The organism is Sorangium sp. So ce176 (assembly GCF_051519835.1).
Taxonomy (GTDB): Bacteria; Myxococcota_A; Polyangia; order Polyangiales; family Polyangiaceae; genus Sorangium; species Sorangium cellulosum_G.
In genome coordinates, this window is the sequence record NZ_CP150371.1 from 4,580,332 (window position 1) to 4,598,153 (window position 17,822).

Here is a 17,822-nt window from a genome sequence, read left to right on the forward strand (position 1 = left end):
CGCTGAAACGGCTGTGGCACGGCGTTGGCCCGGGCGGCTCGCTGCTTGCATGCGCTCGAACTTCGGGTATAGCCTCCGCCTCATGAGCGGTCCTGCGAGCTCGCCGTTGACGACTCAGACCTTCGAGCTGCGGGAGTCCCCGGACAGCCGGGGAGTCTGTTCATACCTCCTCGTCATCGGCGCTTCTTCGTCGTACCGCCGCGCGCTCCCCGACGACGGCGTGCTCATCGTGGGCCGCAGCGACGAGGCCGACGTGAGGCTCGACACCGCCGCGGTCTCCCGGCGGCACGCCAGGATCGCCGTCTCCAGCGGCGAGGTCCGGATCACCGACCTTGGCAGCCACAATGGGACGCTCGTCAACGGCGAGCGCATCGAGGGCTCGCGCACGCTCGGCTCCGGCGACGTTGTCACCATCGGCGATGCCACGCTGATCCTCCGGCGCGAGCTGTCGTCCAGCGGCGGGGCGCTCATCGACATGGGCCGGCTGCGCCGGCGCGTCGAGGAGGAGATCGAGCGCGCCGCCGACTCGGCGCGGCCGTTCGGCCTGGCCGTTGTGTCCCTCGGGTCCGTCCAGATGCGCACGGCGCTCGAGCAGCGGTCGCTCTCGGCGCTCCGGCTCGTGGACATGGTCGCCTGGGACGGGGCCTCTCACCTGGCCCTCGGGTTCCCCGAGCTCGGCGGCGAGGCGGCGCGCGCCGCGGTGCTCCACCTGCTCGAGGCGATCGCGCCGCTGGCCCCCGACGCGCGCGGCGGGCTGGCGGCCTATCCGTTCGACGGCGGCGACACGGAGACGCTCCTCGCGGGCGCCCGGACCGCCGCGTCGATCGCCGCGCCGGGGGCGATCGCCGCCGCCTCGGAGACGGCCGTCCAGCACGTCATCGGCGAGCGCACCATCGTGGTGGCCGACGCGGCCATGATCCGGCTGTTCGAGCTGATCCGGCGCCTCGCGGCGAGCGATCTGCCCGTCCTCGTCCTCGGCGAGACGGGGGCGGGCAAGGAGAACGCCGCCGCCGCTGTGCACCACTGGTCTGCGCGGGCCCAGCGGCCGCTGATCACGCTCAACTGCGCCGCGCTCCCCGAGACGCTCGTGGAGAGCGAGCTCTTCGGCTACGAGAAGGGGGCGTTCTCGGACGCGCGGGCGCCCAAGCCCGGCCTGCTGGAGCGGGCGCACGGCGGCACCGTCTTCCTCGACGAGATCGGCGAGCTGCCCCTCGGCGCGCAGGCCAAGCTGCTCCGCGCGCTCGAGGTGAAGCGGATCACGCGCCTCGGCGACGTGCGCGATCGCGAGGTGGACATCCGCATCGTCGCCGCGACGAACCGCGATCTCGAGGCAGAGGTCCAGGCCGGCCGCTTCCGGCAAGACCTTCTCTTCCGCCTGAGCGCCGCTGTCGTCGAGCTGCCCCCGCTCCGGGACAGGCGGCGTGAGCTGCCGATCCTGGCCCGCCTGTTCCTCGCCGAGGCGTGCGCCCGGACGGGGCGGCCCGCGCTCGACCTCTCGGAGGCCGCGCTCGCCGCGCTCTTCGCGCACCCGTTCCCCGGCAACGTGCGCGAGCTCAAGAACGCCATGGAGTACGCCGCCGCGACGGCGGACGGCCCGGTGATCGAGCCCTGGTGTCTGCCCGAGCGCATCGCCGGGCTCGACGTCGCGCCGCGGCCCGCGGCGGACCCGTCGGCGCCGCCCGCCGCGGCGCCCCTCCGCTTCAAGCCGATCGCCGAGGAGATCCGGGACATCGAGCGCACGCGCATGTGCCAGGCGCTCGACGCCGCCGACGGGGTCCAGAAGCGGGCGGCGGCGCTCCTCGGGATGCCTGTCCGCACCTTCACGTTCAAGCTCAAGCAATACGGCATCTCCGCGCGGGAGGGGAAGCGGAGCGCCTGAGGCGGGCTCGGCTCCCCCGGGGGGCCTCCGCTGCCAGGGATACCGGTCTTCGCCGGAGCCGTTGATTCGCGCCGACTCCCGGGCTCAGAACACGAACCGAGCGGACAGCCACGCAGCGTCGAGCGACGCGGCGGGCCGGAGCTCGACCTTCACGCCGCCGCGATCCTCGGTGCGGGTCGACTGTGGCCTGTTCATGAAGAGCAGGACCGTCCCCGTGATCACTGTCGCTCCGCCGGCGATGAAGGCGCCGATCGCCAGCCGGTTCTCGAGGACGCTGTCTCCGCCCGCGGCAAGGGCGAGCGGCTCGCAGCCCGAACCACAGATGTCCTGGAGGCGCTTCTGGGTTGCCCTGTGGTCCGCTTCGGCACGCCACGCCAGCACGCCGCCCGCGACGCCCAGGGCCGCGCCTGCCCCGAGCGTCGCCCACGGGATCCAGGCGGCCCACCGCTGCCTGGTGACGACTGTGTCGACGCTCAGCGCGAGCTGGCCCGAGGCCTCTTTGCCGGCGAGCGCGACGACGGGCTTGACGACCGTGAAATAGCCGTTCTTTCTCGCCGTGATGACGTGCTCTCCCGGCATGACCATCCGGCGCTCGGCGCCGGGGCCGACGAACCAGGGCTGGCCGTCCAGCAGCACGACGGCGCCCGGCTCGTCACAGCGGATCTCGATGGCGGCGAGCTCCCGCTCGACGAGCGCCCGCAGCGCCGCGCGCGCCTCCTGCTCCAGCTCGGGGTCGAGCGAGCCGGGCCCCCAGCGCAGGGAGAGGCGCAGGTTCTCGTGGGCGAGGAGCGGCAGACCGATGCTCCTGAGCGCCCGTCCCAGGTAGAGCCGGAGCTCGGGGTGATCCCAGGCAGCCAGCGCCTCCTCGTATTTGGCCCGCGCCTCGGCCAGCATCATGCGCCGGTGCAGCTCGCGCGCCTCGGCGAAGAGCGACTGTGCCCTCTGCTTCCGCTCCTCGGAGATGCCCTGATGCCATGGTGGCAGCGGCGCCTGGGCTCGCGCGGGCGCAGCGCACACGGCCACGAGGGCGATGGGCAGCAGGAGATGCGCTGTGGAGAGCGCGACTCGAGGGTGTCGTTTGCGGGTCGTCGTCATGAAAGCCGAGCCCCTCTCACCTCCGGGGCGTCCGTGGACCTCCGCTCGCGCACGCCTCTAGCACGAGTCCAGGCTCGCTGGTCACCTCGCGCGCATGTCGAGATCGACATCGAGCGCGCGTGCGTGATCAGACTACATTGAACTGGGGGCCTGCCGAGCGGGCCGGCGCCAGGGGTGTGCCGTCGGATGCCTGGATCGCGCCGCGCGGGCGATCCAGGGGAGGCCGTGTGGCAGGGGAGCGTAGGTACTCCGCGAGGTGAAAGGGGACATGCGCGCACGGGAAGAGTACTATGCTCGCGGCGTGGTCGCGTGCGCTCGCGAGATGATTGAGACCCGGACGATGCCCGCGACGGCCCCCCAGCCGTCGTCCCCGGAGCAGGCCCGGCCGGCGCCGTCGGCCGGCGATCGTGTCGGCCATTACGAGCTCCTGCGCGAGCTCGGCCGGGGTGGCATGGGGGTCGTCTTCCTGGCGCGCGATCTCCGGCTCGCTCGCCTCGTCGCGATCAAGCTCCTCACGAAGCTGAGCAGCATCGGAGTCCAGCGCTTCCTCGTCGAGGCGCAGGCCACCGCGCGTTGCAAGCACGAGCACATCGTGACGATCCACGAGGTCAACGAGCACGGCGGATTCCCGTACATGGTGCTCGAGTACATCGAGGGGCAGAGCCTCCGCGCCTGGATGAAGCTGCGCCGGCCCGCCGACGCCCCCGGCCGGGCGCGGGCGGCGCCTGTCGCGCCCGGCCTGGCCGTCGAGATGATGGTCCCCGTCGTGCGCGCGCTCGCGAGCGCGCACGCGTCCGGCATCGTTCATCGCGATCTGAAGCCCGAGAACGTCATGCTCGACGCCTCGGGCGCGATCAAGGTTGTCGATTTCGGCGTCGCCTCGCTGCGCGAGGGCGAGGCGAGCCTCGCGGCCGAGCGCCCCGTCGCCGAGGACATGCGCCTGACCCGCACGGGCGCGCTGGTCGGTACGCTGCCTTACATGTCTCCCGAGCAGTGGGCGGGGAAGGAGATCGACAAGTCCAGCGACATCTGGGCGGTGGGCATCATGCTCCACGAGCTCGCGCTCGGGGCGCACCCGCTCGCGCCGTGCAGGATGCCGGACCTCATCGGGGTGCCGCGCCTCGACGAGCCGATGCCCGAGGTCAGCGCCCGCCACCCGGAGGTCGGCGCGCTCGGCGCGATCATCGACCGCTGCCTGCGCAAGCGAAAGGCCGAGCGCTTCGCCTCCGCGGAGGAGCTGTTGGCCGCGCTCCTGCCGCTCCTGCCCGGACGCCGGGAGATCCACCTCGGCGCCGACGAGAGCCCGTTCGCCGGCCTCTCGTCGTTCCAGGAGGCCGACGCCGACCGCTTCTTCGGCCGGGCGCAGGACCTCGCGGGCGTCGTCGCGCGCCTCCGCAGCCAGCCGCTGCTCGCGATCGCGGGCGCGTCGGGGGTGGGGAAGTCGTCGCTCGTGCGGGCCGGAGTGATCCCGGCGCTCAAGCGCTCCGGCGAGGGCTGGGAGGCGCTCGTCCTGCGGCCCGGGCGCGCTCCGATGGCGGCGCTCGCGGAGCTCTTCAGCCACCCCGCCATGACGCTGAGCACCGACGTGCGGGAGCTCGCCGGGCAGGGCGGCGCATCGACGCGCGCGGCCCTGAGCGAGCGGCTGCCCGCCGAGCCCGGCCTGCTCGGCGCCGCGCTGCGCGGGTGGGCGGGCCGCGCGCAGAAGCGCCTCTTGCTGTTCATCGATCAGTTCGAGGAGCTCATCACGCTCGGCGCGCCGGCCGAGGAGCGCGCGGCGTTCCTCGCGTGCCTCGAGGGGATCGCCGACGACGCCTCCTCGCCGCTCCGGGTCGTCCTGTCGGTGCGGTCGGATTTCCTCGATCGGCTGACGGAGCACGAGCATTTCATGGCGGCGATGCTCCGCGGCCTCGTGTTCCTCCGGCCGATGGGGCGCGAGGGGCTGCGCGAGGCGCTGGTGAAGCCGGTGGAGGCGGCGAGGCACGAGATCGAGGATCCGGCGATGGTCGAGGGCATCCTCGAGGCGCTGGAGACCACGCGCGGGGCGCTGCCGCTGCTCCAGTTCACCGCGGCCAGGCTGTGGGAGATGCGCGACCGCGGGCGCCGGCTGCTCACGCGGGCGAGCTACGAGGCGCTCGGCGGCGTGGCCGGCGCGCTGGCGAGCCACGCGGACACGCTGCTGGCCGGGATGAGCGAGCGCCAGGCGAGGCTGTCGCGGGCGGTGCTGGAGCGCCTTGTGACGCCGGAGCGGACGCGGGCGGTGGCCAGCCTTGCCGAGCTCTGCGAGCTGCCCGGGGACCCGGGCGAGATCGAGCGGGTGGTGGGCCTGCTCGCCGACGGGCGGCTCCTGGCGATCGAGAAGGGGAGCGACAGCGCGGAGAGCACGGTGGAGCTCGTGCACGAGTCGCTCATCGAGCGGTGGCCGACGCTCAGGCGATGGCTCGACGAGAACCAGGAAGACGCCGTGTTCCTCGACCGGCTGCGCGCGGCGGCCCGGCTCTGGGACGCGAGCGGCCGCGCCGCGGACACGCTCTGGCGCGGCAAGGTGGCCAGGGAGGCGCGCGACTTCCGCGAGCGCTACAGGGGCGCGCTGCCCGAGCGGGAGCGGCTGTTCCTCGAGGAGGTGCTGCGGCTGGCGTCCCACACGCGGCGAATGCGGCGCCGCCTCGTCTCCGGGGTCATCGCGGCGCTGTCGATCCTCGTCGGCGTGGCGGGGGCGGGGATCGTGAAGCTGACCCGCCAGAACGGGGTGATCACGGCGCAGCTCGACGCGATCCGGCGGGGGGAGGACACGCTGAAGCAGGCGCTCGCGAGCGAGGCGGCGCAGCGGAGCGCGGCCGAGCGGGCGCGGCAGGAGAGCGAGGCAGAGCGGCGGCGGGCCGAGCAGCTGCAGCGCGAGGCGGAGGAGGCGCGGGATCGCGCCGAGGCCGAGGCCGAGCGCGCCCGCGCGGCGGTGGGCGAGGCGCGGGCGGCGCGGGACACGGCGCAGCGGTCCGAGGCCGAGGCGCGCGCGGCCGAGGTGAAGGCCACCGAGGAGGAGCGGAAGGCCAGGGCGGCGGCCGAGGCCGTGCTGCAGAGCAAGCGCGAGCAGGAGCAGCTCATCGAGCGGACAGCGGGGAAGATCGGCGAGAGATTGAAGTAGCGGGCGCCGCGGCTACCGCCGCGGTGCCGTCCGCGTGTGACGGTAGATGGATCCGCTGCTGCCGACGACGAGGGACGTAGTTCCTGCGTCCCACCCCGCGTAAAGGGATTGATCCGTCGTGGAATTGAGCTTGAGCCACGAGATCCCGTCGTAGTGCAGGAACGTGCCGTTCTCACCCACGGCAAAGACATCGTCCGGCGCGCTCCCCCACACGCCGAGCAAGTCTGCCAGCGTGGTCGAGCTCATGGCCCGCCACTGCTGGCCGTCGTAGTGCAGGATCGTGCCGCCGTCGCCCACGGCAAAGACATCGTCCGGTCCGCTGCCCCATACGCCACTCAACCGTTCCGAGGTGGGCAAGGTCATCTCGTGCCACGCCACGCCGTCGTAGTGCAGCGCCGTGTCCGGATCACCCACGGCAAAGACATCGTCCGGCGCGCTCCCCCACACGCCGGACAAGCCATCCACCGACGATGGCGGGCTCGTGACCTCCCAGTCCAGGCCGTCGTAGTGCAGGATCGTGCCGTCATCACCCACGATGAAGACGTCGTCCGGCGCGCTCCCCCACACGTCAAGCAACGAGTCCGCCGATGTGGTCAGGGAGATGTCCTCCCAGTCCCGGCCGTCGTAGTGCAGGATCGTGTCGTCGTGACCCACGGCGAAGACATCGTTCGGCCCGCTCCCCCACACGCCGGACAACAGCTTGCTCGACGCGGGGAAGGTCATGTCTTCCCAGCCCCGGCCGTCGTGGTGCAGGATCGTTCCATGCCCCACGGCGAAGACGTCGTGCGGCCCGCTCCCCCACACGCCAAGCAGATAATCCGACGCTGTCGATTTCATGGGGTGCCATTCCTGGCCGTTGTAGCGCAGCGTCGTGCCGCTATCACCCACGGCGAGGACATCGCGCGACCCGCTTCCCCAGATGCCATACAACAGCGTGGTCTCCGCGGGCAAGGTCATCGTCTGCCAGCTCTGGCCGTCGTAGTGCAGCATCGTGGACTGATCCTCCACGGCGAAGACATCTTCCGGCCCGCTCCCCCACACGGCCAACCACCATGCATGCGGCGTGTTGGTTGGCATGACCGTCCAGTCCAGGCCGTCATAGTGCAGGATCGTGCCGTTGCTGCCCACGGCGAAGACATCGTTCCACGCGCTCCCCCACACGTCATTCAGCGATACCCCCGGTGCGACCGGGCTCATGGCCTTCCAGTCCAGGCCGTCATAGTGCAGGATCGTGCCGTTGCTGCCTACGGCGAAGACATCGTCCCACCTGCTGCCCCACACGCGGAACAGCACGTCCGACATGGGCGCGGGTTGCTGTTGCCAGTTCAGGCCGTCGTAGTGCAGGATCGTGCCTTCACCCCCCACGGCGAAGACATCGTGCGGGCCGCTCCCCCACACGCCGAACAACGGCCCATGCGCTGGGGTCGAGGGCATGGCCGTCCAGCCCAGGCCGTCGTAGTGCAGGATCGCGCCGCCAGTACCCACGGCGAAGACATCGTGGGGCCCGCTCCCCCACACGTCCCATAGCTCTTCCGACGTGGGAGACGGCATTCTCTGCCAGTCCTGGCCGTTGTAATGCAGGATCTCGCCGCCAGTCCCCACAGCGAAGATATCCTGCATCCCGCTCCCCCACATGTCGCGCAACCCTTCCCCTGTAACGGGATCCTCTCGACGCCAGTTCCAGGCGCCGCACGGGGTGGTGGACAGGTCATCACAGGAGTTGAGGCACCCAGGGCGGCCGAAATCGAAGCGCAGGGAGACGCAAGACGTCATGACGGGCAACCCCGGGTCGCAGATTTCATCCTGCGCCAGCGCGCCGTCGCCGCAGTGTGTCTTGCAGTCGGGCCTGCAATACCCGCGGAGCTTCGAGTTCCGCTCACCGCCGCACGACGGGTCGGTCGCGACGATCCCGCCCGCGCCGCAGTCGCACGCCTCGCCGTGCACCGCATCGACGACGCCGTTGCCGCAGCGCTCGTCGGACGTGCAGTCGGCGCTGCACCCGTCGCCGCCCATCGTGTTGCCGTCGTCGCAGACCTCGCCGCGCACCGCATCGACGACGCGGTTGCCGCAGCGCTCGTCGGACGTGCAGTCGGCGCTGCACCCGTCGCCGCCCGTCGTGTTGCCGTCGTCGCAGACCTCGCCGCGCACCGCATCGACGACGCGGTTGCCGCAGCGCTCGTCGGACGTGCAGTCGGCGCTGCACCCGTCGCCGTCCACCGTGTTGCCGTCGTCGCACAGCTCGAACGGAGAGGCGTCGTCATCGACGACGCCGTTGCCGCAGCGGGACGTGCAGTCGGCGCTGCACCCGTCGCCGTCCGTCGTGTTGCCGTCGTCGCAGACCTCGTCGTTCTCCTCCTCGACAACCCTGTTGCCACACGTGTTGCGGTGGCCGGGGGCAACACACACGGGTTTGCTCTCGTCGTCCTTCGGGTCGCGCCGGAGGCACTCATGGTCGATCGGGCAAAAGCTCTCGCCGCAAGGTCTCCCGCCCTGGAGGCATGCGCCCGTGACGGCGACCAGAGCCATCACGAACACGATCGCCACGGCGTGACGAGGTGCCCAACCGCCGTGCGGAAGGCCCGTGACGCTCCCGCTCATTTCATCGCCCCGTCTTCGCATCGTTGCCCGCATGTCCCCTCGCTGTCTCCTCTCCCGGCGACCGACAGTCCGCTCCGGTATTGCACCGCCGCGCTCCGGGGCGCAATCGGGGTCGGCGCGATGGCAATCCTTGCCATGCCGCTGCACCTCGGCGATGGCAATCTTTGCCTCGCAGGCAAGGTTTGCCGCGCGTGTGCCGGCCCAGGGCGCCGCGGCGACCGCAGACCTGCACGGCGCAGCAGGCGGGTTGCGAGGGCGGCGTGGGCGTCGAGGCCGCCGATCTCGCGGGGGATCATCCGTGCTTCGAGGAGAGCGAGCGCTACAAGAGCGCCTTGCAGGAGGCGAACGACAGGAGTCACGACCCCGATGCAGGGGCCCTGTGCGCCTTCTACTACGATAGAGCCATGGACATGGCGACGACGCCCGCGACCGGCCAGTCGTGCACGACGAACGCCGATTGTCCGGACGTCGAATGTCCGGATCCGGCGCTCGGGAGACACGGGTATTGCCAGTTCGGCAAGTGCAAGACGGCGATCGACCTCTGCGAGAGCGCGCCTGTCGAGCCCGGCGGGGCCGGAGGCCCTCCGGCGTGACGAGGACGCCGGAGAGCGTCCGGGGAGGGGAGCCCGCCTCGGCCCCCCCCGGGGTTCGAGGCGAAAAGGGCTCCAGACCGGGGATCCACGGGGGGTCTCGGGCGCTTGACGGCGGCGTGGAGCGGTTCGGGGCAGCGCTGGAGCGGTTCGGGGCAGCGCTGGAGCGGTTCGGGGCAGCGCTGGAGCGGTTCGGGGCAGCGCTGGAGCGGTTCGGGGCGGCGCTGAAGCGGTTCGGGGCAGCCGCGCGGCGGTTTGCGGCGGCGGCTGCCTCTCTGGGGCTCAGCGCGTCGAGGGGCCCCGCGCCGCCCGACGAACACCCTCTCCGGGGGCCGGGCAGCCCGGATCCACCGCCCGGCGCCGCCGCCTCAGCTCAGCGCTGCTGCGCGCCGAACCGCGCCTTCGCCGCGTCCACCGCGGCCTTCGTCCACTTGTCGACCTCGTCGTCGGTCAGCGTCCGCTCCGGCGACCTGAACCACAGCGCGAACCCCAGCGAGTGCGTCCCGGTCGGCAGCTCGCTCCCGCGGTACCTGTCGAACAGCTCGACCTTCTCGCAGCGCTCCCCGGCCGTGCTCCGCAGCACGTCGATGACCTGGCCCGCCGGCACCTCGAGCGGCAAGAGCAGCGCCACGTCGTGCCGCATCGCCGGGAACCGGCTCGGCTTCGCGGCCACCTGTGCCTTGTACGCCGCCGCGACAGCCGCGAGGTCGAGCTCCGCCGCCACGACCCCGCTCGTGATCTCCAGCGCGTCGCGCACGTCCGGGTGCAGCTCCGCCACGTACCCGACCGCCCGGCCGTCGAGCGTCACGCGCGCGCCCTTGCGCGGGTGCGCCCACGGCGGCGGCTCGCCCTCCAGATCGAACGCCGGCGCCGCGCTGCCCGCGAGCTCCGCCAGCACCGCCTCGACAACGCCCTTGCCGTCGTAGAAATCGACGTCCTCGGGCCGCGTCAGGTAGCTGTCGCGCGGCCCCGCCAGGAGGACCGTCAGCCGCGTCGGCTCGTCGACCGGCGGCCGCTCGACAGGCGCCCGCTGCCCGGCGCCGCCGGCCGCGTTCGCGCCTGCCGCGCCCTCCGCCGCGCTCGATCCGGCCGCCTCGCCCTGGCGCGCCAGGAACACCTGGCTCACCTCGAACAGCCGCACCCGCGGCACGTTGTACCGCTGCGACCGCTGCGCGACAGTGAGCAGCCCCGGCACGAGCGACGGCCGCATCACCGACTTCTCCTCGGAGAGCGGGTTGAGCAGTCGCAGCAGCGACGCGCTGTCGTACCGCGCCGCCTTGAGCTCCTGCGGCGACAGGAACGAGTACGTCACCGCCTCGTGCAGCCCGATCCCGGTGCAGATCTGGCGCACCCTGCGCCGCAGCCGGTAGTCGCCCTTCGCGCCCGCGGGCGCCGCCGCGACGTGCGGCAGCCGGCTCGGGATCTTGTCGTAGCCGGCGACGCGCGCGACCTCCTCGATGACGTCGATCTCCTCGACGATGTCCGGCCGGTGCGCCGGCACCTCGACGACGAGCTGGTCCGCGAGCTCCGCCACGATCGAGATGCCCAGCGTCCCGAGGATCTCGCGCGTCCGCGCCGGCGCCTCGGCGCCGATGATGCGCTCGTACCGCGGCAGGCGCAGCGTCAGCCGCCGCGGGGCGCGCGGCGCGACGTACGCGTCGATCGGCTCGCCCGCCGCCCCGCCGCCCGCGAGCTCGCAGAGGAGCGCGCTCGCGCGGTCGCGCGACAGCGGCACGCCCGAGATGTCCACCTCGCGCTCGAACCGGTGCGACGCCTCGGTGTGGAAGCCGTACCGGCGCGCCGACCTGCGGATCCCGCGCGGCTCGAAGTACGCCGACTCGAGGAACACCCGCGTTGTCGTCGCCGTGACGCCGCTGTCCGCGCCCCCGATCACGCCGGCCAGCGCGACGACGCGCTCCGCGTCGGCGATCACGAGGTCGTCCTCGTTCAAGGACAGCTTCTGCCCGTCGAGCGCGACGAACGCCTCGCCCGGCCGCGCCATCCGGATCTCGATCGGCAGGCGCAGCGTGTCGAGGTCGAAGGCGTGGAGCGGCTGACCCCGCTCGAGCATCACCAGGTTGGTCGCGTCGACGATGTTGGTGATCGGCCGGACGCCGAGGCGGCCGAGCCGCACCCGCGCCCAGAGCGGCGAGGGGCCCACGCGGACGTCCTCGATCACCTGGCCGGCATACCGCGGGCAGCGCGCCCCGTCGCGCACCTCCACCGACGCTTGCGCGGCCCGAGCAACGTCGTGCGGCGGTGTGGCGACGGCCGGCGGCTGGAACGGGATGCCGAGCACCGCGGCCACGTCCCGCGCCACGCCCAGGTGGCCCAGCGCGTCGGGCCGGTTGGGCGTGACGCTGAGCTCGATGATCCAGTCCTCGAGGCGCGGCTCCCAGTCGAGCAGCGATTGCCCGGGGCGGCCTCCCTCGACCGTCAAGAGCCCCTCGTGGCTCGACCCGAGCCCGAGCTCGTCCTCGGCGCACAGCATGCCGGCCGAGGCGACCCCGGCGACCGCCTTCTCGGTCAGCGTGACGAGCGCGCCGCTGCGGTCGACGACCTGCGCCCCCACGGGCGCGTAACAGACGAGCGCCCGCGCCCCCGGGTCCGGGACGTTCTGCGCGCCGCACACCACCTCGACGCCCTCGCCGGCGCCGCCCGCGTCCACGCGCACCAGCGTGAGGCCCTTCTTGCTCGGGTGCGGCCGCTTGCCGACGACGCCCGCGAGGACGACAGGGCGCAGCGCGGCGCCGACGTGCGTCACGCGATCGACCTCGAGCCCGCCGCGGCCGAGCGCCGACGTCACCGCGTCGACGCCGGGATCGGCGCCGAGGATCTCTTGAAGCCACTTGTAGGATATCAGCATGGGAGTCGGGCCTGCGGAGAGCGGTGAGCCGGCTAGAGGCTTCCGAGGAAGCGGACGTCGTTCTCGTAGAAGGCGCGGATATCGTCGACGGCGAACTTCATGTTGGCCGTGCGATCCACGCCGATGCCGAACGCGAGGCCCGTGTAGACCTCCGGGTCGATTCCGACGTTCCGGAGCACCGTCGGGTGGACCATGCCGCACCCGAGCACCTCCAGCCAGCCAGTCCCCTTGCACTGCGGGCAAGCGCGGTTCGCGCCGAAGCAGACGAGGCAGGACACGTCGAGCTCGGCGCTCGGCTCGGTGAAGGGGAAGTAGCTCGGCCGGAAGCGCGTCCTCGTGTTCTCACCGAACATCCGGCGGCTGTAGACCTCGAGCAGGCCCTTCAGGTCGGCGAGCGACACGTCGCGATCGACGACGAGCCCCTCGATCTGCACGAACATGGGGCTGTGGCTCGCGTCGTCGTCGCGGCGATACACGACGCCGGGCGCGACGATCATCACCGGGGGAGGGTGGGAGAGCATCTCGCGCACCTGCACCGGGCTCGTGTGCGTGCGGAGGAGCACGTTCTGCCCGGGATCGCCGGCCACGTAGAACGTGTCGTGCATGTCCATGGCCGGGTGATCCGCCGGGAACCCGAGGAGATCGAAGTTGTAGCGCGCGAGCTCGATCTGCGGCCCCTCGGCCACGTCGAACCCGAGCCCGACGAAGATATCGACGATCTCGTCGAGCGTCCGCATGATCGGGTGCGGCCGCCCCGGCGCGCGCCAGCGGCCGGGCAGGGTGATATCGAGCGGCGGCGCGGAGAGCTCCAGGTCGCGCGCTGTCCGCTTGATCCGCGCGGTGGCCAGCTCGCGGGCGCGCTCCACGCGGCCCTTCACGGCGTTGAGCCGCTGGCCGAGCTGCTTGCGCTCCTCGGGCGCCGCCCCGGGGAGCTGCTTCATCAGCGCATTGAGCGAGCCGCGGCGCCCAAGCAGGCTGGCATACAGGCGGTTCAGCTCATCGAGATCGCCGATGGCGGCGAACTGGACGTCCACCGTGCGATCGACCTCGTCGATGAGGCGGCCGAGTTCGGGACCACTCATTGCCGCCCCCTTACCTCAGAGGCCATGGCAACGCAAGATGTCACGTCCCGCGCAGCTCCTGCCTGCCCGCGCTGGACGTCGCGCGTGCGTCCCGCGCGGCGTCCAGCGCCGGCAGCCGCGCCGCGCGCCCCGGCGGAGCAGCCCTCCCGGGCGACGCAGCCCCGCGCCGCGCGGCGCGCAACACCCCATGTCCACGCGGTCAACCTCGGGTTGACAGCCCTCCGCTCGCGACGGCCCGCTCCGTCGAGAGAGCGTCGCCGCGCGCCGGCCCGCCGCCGACGCCGGCGCCGATTCCCATGGACGCTCGTCGCGCCGCATCGATCTGCTCGTGTGAGGCGTACCCGCGAGCTCGTCGCGACGGGCGCGCGTCAACCGCGGCTGTCGATCGCGTCAACCATGTCAACTCGAGGTTTACCGCGTCTCCCTCGGACTCTGTCCGTCTGAATCGAAATCGCATCTCGACGATGCTGAGAATGCCTGGGTCATGACGCCGTTCGATGGGCCTTGATGTCCCTGGCTCGTCGCTTGCTCTGAGCGCGGACGAACCAGGACGAGCGCGGACGAGCCTGTCCGCGCAGGGGCGCCGTGCGCGCTCCGATCGATGAACGGGCCACATCAGGTGTGCTCATCAGGGTGGTTTGCGCCCTGGCGACAGCCCTGCTGCCTGCGCTCGTGCAACGCCAGCTCGCCACGAGATCGACGAACCCGTGAAGCCCATGTTCCTTTTCTCTTTCGCGGCGCTCTGCGCGGCCCCGGCGGCCGCGATCGCGCAGCCGCTGCCCCCTCCCGTGACGCCCTCGCCCGGCGAGGCGCAAGGCGCGACGGGAGCGCCGGCCGTCACGGCCGAGAGCACCGAGCCGGCGCAGCCCGTGGCCCCGTCCCAGCAGCCGGTGACGAAGGAAGAGCCCAGCACGCCGCCGCAGGAGAAGGTGCCGGAGAGCGGGTTCTTCTTCGGCGGCGTCGGCCGCGCTGTCGCGGCCATGGACGGCGCGGGGGACGCGCCGCGCGACGCCGACATCGTCTTGAGGGGCTCGCGCCTCGACGAGTCCACCTTCGTCCAGCTCGACCTGGAGCGGCAGGATCACTGGCAGTCCACGGGCGCCACCACGCGCGTCGCCGTCCGCCTGGTCGTGGACGCCCCGACCCTCCATTACAACAACGCGCGGCCGTGGAGCATCAACATGTCGCTCCGCAACGCCTTCGTCGAGGAGCGAGATCTCGGCCTCAAGGGGCTCTCCGTGTGGATCGGCTCGCGCCTCTACCGCGGTGACAACAGCGAGCTGCTCGATTTCTGGCCGCTCGACTGGCTGAACACGCTGGGCGGAGGCGTCCGTTACGACCTGCCCTCGAAGCGCACGTACTTCGCCGTCCACGCCGGCGTCAACCGGCCGCTCACGCCGTATTACCAGCAGGCGGTGGAGCGCCCGCCCGCGCTCAACCAGCCCGGCACGGCGAACGTCAACGTCCTCGATCGCCAGCGGCTCATCTCGAGCTTCAAGGCGAGCCACACAGTTCCCGTCGGGGAGAAGGGCGGCGTCAAGGGCGTCCTGTACGGCGAGCTGCACACGACGCCCTCCGGCAGGCGGGAGACGGCGGAGGCGGGCGTCTTCGAGGACCTGCCGCGCGACGGCGGGTACGTCATCGGCGCCCAGGTCAGCCCGTTCACCGGCGTGGACAACGGGCACCTGCACCTGTTCCTCCGTTATGCGGGCGACCTCGCGGCGTACGGCGAGTTCGGCAGTCCGATTCAGCCCGCGCCGGACGGCACCGCGTCGGGCGCGCGCGAGCTCATGGTCACCCTGAGCGGCAATTACGAAGCGGGGCCGCTCGGCCTCATGGCCTCCGGGTACGTGCGCTCGTTCCGCAATGCGAGCGACACGTTCGACTTCAGCGATCTGGACGAGGGCATCTTCGTCGTGCGGCCGCACGTCTACCTGCGCGACTGGGGCGGTATCGCTGTCGAGGGCTCGTACCAGGCGCAGCGGCGCGGGAGGGTCCCGCCGCCGGCCGACCCCGCGGCGCCCGGCGCGTCGCCCGGAGCGAGCCACCACGACGCGAGCGTCGTGCGCTTCGGGCTCGTGCCGTTCCTGAACGCTGCCGGCAAGGGCGATCTCAAGCGCCCGCAGTTCCGCTTCATCTGGCTCGTCACCCGGCGCGACGACGGCGCGAAGGCGCTCTATCCGCGAGACGACGTGTTCAGCCAGCGCGCGTGGGAGCACTTCATCGGCCTGAACGTCGAGTGGAACATCAAGGCGAGCCCGGCTTTCTGACGCGGTCACGGAGCGTCGGGGCTCCTCCGCGCGACATCGTCAACACAATTAACAAACGCAAGGAAGGTCTCTGTCCATGAAGCCATTGAATCCTCGAGAGGTCGTGGTCCGCGCGACGGCGTCCCACAAGGGGAGGAAGCTCTCCGTCACGCCGGCCGACAGCCCGATGAAGCGCCTGCATTACGGTCGCATCCTGCTCGACCAGACCGCCCCGAAGGTGGTCTTCGAGACGTGCGGGCGCGAGGTGGGGCTCCTCTGCATGTCCGGCCAGTGCGTTGTGCAGGTGAACGGCGGGGACACGATCGGGCTCGGCCAGTACGACGCCCTCTACGTGCCGCGCGGCTCGACGGTGGCGGTCAGCACGACCTCCGCGGTCGACCTGGTCGAGTGCGGCGCCGAGGTGGAGGGGAATTACCCGATCCAGGTCGTGCGCTACAGGGACGTCGAGCAGAGCCCGGCGCTCAAGTTCACGGCGGGCGGCGACGCCACGACGCGCGAGCTCAGCATCCTGATCGGCAAGAACGTGGACGCCGGCCGCATCGTCGCGGGCTTCACGCGCTCGGCCCCGGGGCACTGGACGAGCTGGCCCCCGCACGAGCACACCGAGATCCTCGAGGAGATGTACGTCTATTTCGACATGCCGCCTCCGGCGTTCGGCGTGCAGCTCGTCTACACGGACCCGGAGACGCCCGAGGTGGTCGCCGTCGTGCGGGACGGCGACGCCGTCCTGATGCCGGCCGGCTACCACCCGAACGTCGCGGCGCCCGGGCACTCGATCAACTTCGTCTGGCTCATGGCGGCGCACCGCGAGCGGGAAGATCGGGTGTTCGGCGTCGTCAACGTGCAGCCGGCGTTCAGCCAGCGCGGGTCCGGGCTCGAGGCGAGCCTCAAGTAACCATCGCGTGAGCGAGCCGGCGTCACGCGGGCTCCAGCGAGGAGGAGTGCTTCTCATGGTCATGAAATCGGAGCCCACAACGGGCATCGTCGAGGTGCCCGCGGAGGTGCCACGCCACGCAGACGCGGGCGCCGCCGCGCCGCAGGCCGCCGCCGGCGTCGGGGGGTATCGCTGGGTCATCTGCGCCCTCCTGTTCACGGCGGCGACGATCAACTACGTCGACAGGCAGGTGCTCGGCGTCCTCAAGACGACGCTGCAGAAGGACCTCGGCTACAACGACATCGACTACGGCAACATCGTCACGTCGTTCCAGGCCGCTTACGCGATCGGCATGGTGACGATGGGCCGCCTCATGGATCGCGTCGGGACGCGGCGCGGGTTCTCGTTCGCCGTCGGGTTCTGGAGCCTGGCGGCCGCCGCGCACGCGCTCGTGGGCAGCGCCGGGGGGCTCTCCGCCGCCCGGTTCGCCCTCGGCGTCGGCGAGGCCGGCATGTTCCCGGGCGCCATCAAGACGATCGCGGAGTGGTTCCCGAAGAAGGAGCGCGCGCTCGCGACAGGCCTGTTCAACTCGGGGACCAACATCGGCGCGATCGTGTGTCCGCTCGTCGTGCCGTGGATCGCGGTGACGTGGGGGTGGCGCGCCGCCTTCGCGCTGACAGGCGCCATCGGCGCGCTGTGGATCGTCGCCTGGATGATCCTCTACCGGCCCCTCGCGGAGAACCCGCGCGTCTCGGAGGCGGAGCGCGCCTACATCACGAGCGAGCCATCACCGCCTGTGGGCAAGGTCGGCTGGCTCGAGCTCCTCCCGCACCGCCAGACATGGGCGTTCGCGATCGGCAAGTTCATGACCGACCCGTTCTGGTGGCTCTACCTGTTCTGGGTCCCCGACTTCCTGAACCGCAAGCATGGATTGAACCTCCTCCAGATCGGCCCGCCCCTTGTCACGATTTACCTGCTCTCGGACGTGGGCAGCGTCGCCGGCGGCTGGTTCTCCTCGATGCTGATGCGCCGCGGCTGGACCGCGAACGCGGCGCGCAAGACAGCGATGCTCGTGTGCGCGCTCGGCGTCGCGCCCGTGTTCCTGGCGACGCGCACCGACTCGCTCTGGGTCGCCGTGCTCCTCCTGGGGCTGGCCACCGCCGCGCACCAGGGGTTCTCGGCGAACCTGTTCACGCTCACCACGGACATGTTCCCGTCGCAGGCCGTGGGCTCGGCCGTCGGCTTCGGCGGTATGGCCGGGGCGATCGGCGGAATGCTCATCGCGCAGATCGCCGGCCGCGTCCTGCAGGTCACCGGGAGCTACTCGACGCTCTTCATCATGGCGGCGTCTGCGTACCTCCTGGCGCTCGCCATCATTCATGCGCTCGTGCCGCGGCTCGAGGCCGCGCGACTGCGACGAGGATAGGAC

The 17,822-nt window shown here is 71.7% G+C and carries 10 protein-coding genes; 6 read left to right on the forward strand and 4 right to left on the reverse strand.

Annotated elements, in window-relative coordinates; translation table 11 throughout:
* The first annotated feature begins 106 nt into the window (after positions 1-106).
* Positions 107-1,879, forward strand: coding sequence for a sigma 54-interacting transcriptional regulator (locus WMF42_RS17000; protein ID WP_437693119.1), 1,773 nt, complete (start codon positions 107-109; stop codon positions 1,877-1,879).
* Between the two features lie 84 nt (positions 1,880-1,963).
* On the opposite strand, the gene WMF42_RS17005 is transcribed toward WMF42_RS17000, so the two are convergent.
* Positions 1,964-2,974: a hypothetical protein gene (locus WMF42_RS17005; protein WP_437693120.1), complete on the reverse strand. Its 1,011-nt coding sequence runs from the start codon at positions 2,972-2,974 to the stop codon at positions 1,964-1,966.
* 340 nt (positions 2,975-3,314) lie between these two features.
* On the opposite strand from WMF42_RS17005, the gene WMF42_RS17010 reads away from it, so the two are divergent.
* Positions 3,315-6,113 carry an nSTAND1 domain-containing NTPase gene (locus WMF42_RS17010; protein WP_437693122.1) on the forward strand — a complete coding sequence of 933 codons (2,799 nt, stop codon included), beginning with the start codon at positions 3,315-3,317 and terminating at the stop codon, positions 6,111-6,113.
* 12 nt (positions 6,114-6,125) lie between these two features.
* On the opposite strand, the gene WMF42_RS17015 is transcribed toward WMF42_RS17010, so the two are convergent.
* Positions 6,126-8,657: a DUF4215 domain-containing protein gene (locus WMF42_RS17015; protein ID WP_437693124.1), complete on the reverse strand. Its 2,532-nt coding sequence runs from the start codon at positions 8,655-8,657 to the stop codon at positions 6,126-6,128.
* Between the two features lie 245 nt (positions 8,658-8,902).
* On the opposite strand from WMF42_RS17015, the gene WMF42_RS17020 reads away from it, so the two are divergent.
* A complete protein-coding gene (locus WMF42_RS17020; protein ID WP_437693126.1) occupies positions 8,903-9,304 on the forward strand; it encodes a hypothetical protein in 402 nt (133 codons plus the stop codon).
* A 370-nt stretch (positions 9,305-9,674) separates the two neighbouring features.
* On the opposite strand, the gene pheT is transcribed toward WMF42_RS17020, so the two are convergent.
* Positions 9,675-12,167 carry a phenylalanine--tRNA ligase subunit beta gene (gene pheT, locus WMF42_RS17025; RefSeq protein ID WP_437693128.1) on the reverse strand — a complete coding sequence of 831 codons (2,493 nt, stop codon included), beginning with the start codon at positions 12,165-12,167 and terminating at the stop codon, positions 9,675-9,677.
* Between the two features lie 32 nt (positions 12,168-12,199).
* The gene (pheS, locus tag WMF42_RS17030) at positions 12,200-13,249 is read right to left on the reverse strand and encodes a phenylalanine--tRNA ligase subunit alpha (RefSeq protein WP_061606724.1); all 1,050 of its coding nucleotides are present in this window, start codon (positions 13,247-13,249) and stop codon (positions 12,200-12,202) included.
* A 716-nt stretch (positions 13,250-13,965) separates the two neighbouring features.
* Here pheS and WMF42_RS17035 point away from each other — a divergent pair.
* The 3 genes from WMF42_RS17035 (at position 13,966) to WMF42_RS17045 (ending at position 17,819) form a co-directional block, all read left to right on the forward strand.
* Positions 13,966-15,519: a carbohydrate porin gene (locus tag WMF42_RS17035; RefSeq protein ID WP_437693130.1), complete on the forward strand. Its 1,554-nt coding sequence runs from the start codon at positions 13,966-13,968 to the stop codon at positions 15,517-15,519.
* Between the two features lie 76 nt (positions 15,520-15,595).
* Positions 15,596-16,414, forward strand: a complete 819-nt coding sequence (locus tag WMF42_RS17040) for a 5-deoxy-glucuronate isomerase (RefSeq protein WP_437693132.1) — start codon at positions 15,596-15,598, stop codon at positions 16,412-16,414.
* A gap of 61 nt (positions 16,415-16,475) precedes the next feature.
* Positions 16,476-17,819 carry an MFS transporter gene (locus tag WMF42_RS17045; protein ID WP_061606737.1) on the forward strand — a complete coding sequence of 448 codons (1,344 nt, stop codon included), beginning with the start codon at positions 16,476-16,478 and terminating at the stop codon, positions 17,817-17,819.
* The last annotated feature ends 3 nt before the right edge of the window (positions 17,820-17,822 follow it).